The organism is Phormidium pseudopriestleyi FRX01, assembly GCF_017313335.1.
Taxonomy (GTDB): domain Bacteria; phylum Cyanobacteriota; class Cyanobacteriia; order Cyanobacteriales; family Laspinemataceae; genus Laspinema; species Laspinema pseudopriestleyi.
The window spans coordinates 1-3,072 of sequence record NZ_JAFLQW010000427.1 but is presented as its reverse complement, the minus strand read 5'-3'; the positions used below and the strand labels follow the sequence as shown (position 1 = coordinate 3,072).

General features: G+C 44.9%; 2 protein-coding genes. Both read left to right on the top strand.

The genetic code is table 11. From position 1 onward, the window contains the following. The first annotated feature begins 425 nt into the window (after nt 1-425). Complete coding sequence (locus J0895_RS16110) at nt 426-671, top strand: hypothetical protein (RefSeq protein WP_207089062.1); 246 nt, start codon at nt 426-428, stop codon at nt 669-671. Nucleotides 672-947: 276 nt separating this feature from the next. Next, the gene (locus tag J0895_RS16105; protein ID WP_207089061.1) at nt 948-2,990 is read left to right on the top strand and encodes a RiPP maturation radical SAM C-methyltransferase; all 2,043 of its coding nucleotides are present in this window, start codon (nt 948-950) and stop codon (nt 2,988-2,990) included. Nucleotides 2,991-3,072 lie beyond the last annotated feature (82 nt).

Genomic DNA, 3,072 nt, shown 5'->3' with positions numbered 1-3,072 from the left:
GGCAATTTTATCTCATTATTGGATGAATTTATTAATAGTAGCCACTGCGATTCCATTAGATAAAATGATTTATCCTCATTGGGTGCGATCGCGCCAAGTCCGGGAGTATCATGAGTCGAAAACGAAACGGATTCAACCGTAATATTTTAGTCCGAATCAACAAAAGAGATTGCCCAGAGAAGATGAAGCGGACGTTAACTCTAGGTTAAGCCCAATCTAGCCTATTTCAAGTAGGGGCTTCCTGTAGCGATAGATCTGCCCGACAGGAAGCCCCTGGAATTTTCCAGCTTCTGCCATCGTATCCCTCCAGTAAATATTAAAAAACTTAAAAAATCTTGACAAAATTGGCTAACAAATGTAAAATAAATTCAATTTTATGGGAGCAGTAGATTATCTGTCCCCATTACCTAGAGGAATCCAATTTTATGACATCACCTAAAAACTCGGCTAAAAAGTCATCCCCGCAGTCGTCCAAATTATTTGATATGTTGTCCGATCTGGCTAAAAATCCTGATAAGGTCCAGGAATTTAATGAAAACCCTAGCCAAGTTCTTGACGAATACGAAATTGAGGAAGAGCTAAAAGCTTTGCTGATGTCGAAAAAAAACTGGAACAAATTTACAGAAGCAGTGCAGAAAGAAGCAGAAAAATACGGTTTAAAAGCTCCGTAGGATTTTTATAAATCCCTCACCATGCTCAGTCTACTGCTCAATCGGTAGGTTAACCTAATTTGACTGGAGTCTAGGGTATAAACCCTCTAATTAAAAATTGTGGGGTCATCATCAATGGGAGTGCAAGACCATCGCGAAGTTTTTAAACTTTAAAAAGTTTCTCCTTTGCGCTTCCCAAAATCATAACTTTAATTACCCTTAATTTTAATTAGCATGAACTCTGCGTTTAATTAGGTTTATCTACTGAGGATATTATTTTTACAACCTAATTTTACCATGCTAACCCCTTCAGCCGCAGCCGTCATACCGGCCAGCAAAAGATTCAAAAAAACGCCAGAAGTTGTCTTCGTTTGTATGCCGTTTGGCCCTCTGCTGCCTTCCATTGGTGTGGGCTTGCTGAAAGCCTCACTGAAACCGCTTGATATCTCTGCCAAAGCCTGCTATTTTACCCTACGGTTTGCCCAACAGATTGGGATTTCTCTGTATAATGAAACCACCAGTGGTGAGGTTTCCGTCTGTGATTTGGTCGGCGAATGGTTATTTTCAGCGGCATTGTTTGATCTCGATCCCACGGATGTAGAAAGCTTTGTTGAAGATGTATTGCGCGGACGTGAACCCGCACATCAAGGGGCTTATCCGAATCTTAAACCCGTTTCAGAAACCTTTATTCAAGATATCCTGCATATCCGCAGTTTAGTTGATTCGTTTTTAGACCAGTGTTTAGCAGAAGTTCTCAGCTACCAACCCCGGATCGTTTGCTTTACTAGCACCTTTCACCAGCACGTTGCCGCCCTTGCCTTAGCCAAGAGAATTAAAGCAGTTTCTCCAGACATTTTTATCGAATTTGGCGGGGCCAACTGTCAAGGCATCATGGGAATTGAAACCCTACGGCAATTTCCCTTTGTGGATGCGGTGATATCCGGAGAAGGCGATCGCATTTTTCCTGAATTGATTCGCCGGGTGTTAGACCAAGAGTCGATTGCGGATATCCCGGGAGTTTATACCCGCGATACGATAGATTTAGCTAACACCCTTCAGGATTTAAACGCGCCCGTTCTCCATGATATCAACGCGCTACCCTTACCGGATTATGACGATTATTTTATTGAATGGGAAGCAGTCCGGCCTCACCTAAATGAAAACTATCAACCTCGGTTACTCTTAGAAACCTCCCGGGGTTGCTGGTGGGGAGAAAAAAATCACTGCACCTTTTGCGGACTGAATGGCACAGAAATGACCTACCGCAGTAAGTCGGCGGAACGCGCCATCTCAGAAATCACCAGTCTGATTGAACGCTATCCCGGTTACCCGATTTCCGTGGTTGATAATATTCTGGATATGAAATACTTTAAAAGTATGATTCCAGAATTGGCGAAACGGCAGTTAGATTTAGAACTATTTTATGAAGTGAAGTCCAATCTTCAGAAAGAGCAAATTCGCCAGTTACGAGAGGCTGGCATTACCATGATTCAGCCGGGAATTGAAAGTTTTAGTAGTCACACCCTGGAACTGATGCGAAAAGGGGTGAAGGGGTTGCAAAATATTCAACTGCTGAAGTGGTGCAAAGAACTGGGAGTCACGCCGTTTTGGAATCTCATCTGGGGTTTTCCTGGGGAAAGAATCGAAGACTACAGCCGCATGACCGAACTGATACCCTTTCTGACCCATCTGCGACCCCCCAAATGGGCGGGTGCTATTCGGATCGACCGCTTTAGCCCCCACTTCGATCGCCCCACAGAATTTGGATTTGAGCGCGTCATTCCTTTTCCCGCCTATCATCATGTCTATCCTTTGCCCCCAGAATCCGTAGCCAACCTGGCCTACTTCTTTACCTTTACCTATCAGCAACCGCAACCTGTAGAGGAATACACCCAGTTAGTTCGAGAACAAGTTACTATCTGGGAAGAGGCTTATCAAACTAGCGTGTTGTTTTCTGTGAATCGGGAAGCAGACTTACAGATCTGGGATTTGCGACCCGCTGCCCGTCAGCTTTTAATCACCCTAACAGATCCGCTCAAAGCCCTGTACCTGGCTTGCGATCGCATTCGCAGTCTCAATTTCCTACAACAGTTAGCCCAGGAACAACTAAACCGTCCCGTATCCGGTGCGGAAGTGGAGGAAATGCTGCAACCGCTCCTGGCTAGGGGGTTAATGGTGGCAGAAGATCATGCCTATTTGAGTTTAGCCGTTCCCGTGGGAGAATATTCCCCAGGAAAATCTACCCTCAAGCGGCTGTTTTCCCTCGTCGCCGAGCGATCGCATCAGGTCTCAAAAGTAAACGACTGGTGCGAAGCGATCGATGACTCAGGGGTGCAATAAATTCTAATCTCTTGTTGGTGAAGTAGATTAAGGATCCCCCTAAATCCCCCTTTTTAAGGGGGACTTTCCAGGTCCCCCCCTT

Coding starts and splice junctions, on each gene's coding strand:
- J0895_RS16105 (WP_207089061.1), top strand. CDS start 948: ATGCTAACCCCTTCAGCCGCAGCCGTCATACCGGCCAGCAAAAGATTC.
- J0895_RS16110 (WP_207089062.1), top strand. CDS start 426: ATGACATCACCTAAAAACTCGGCTAAAAAGTCATCCCCGCAGTCGTCC.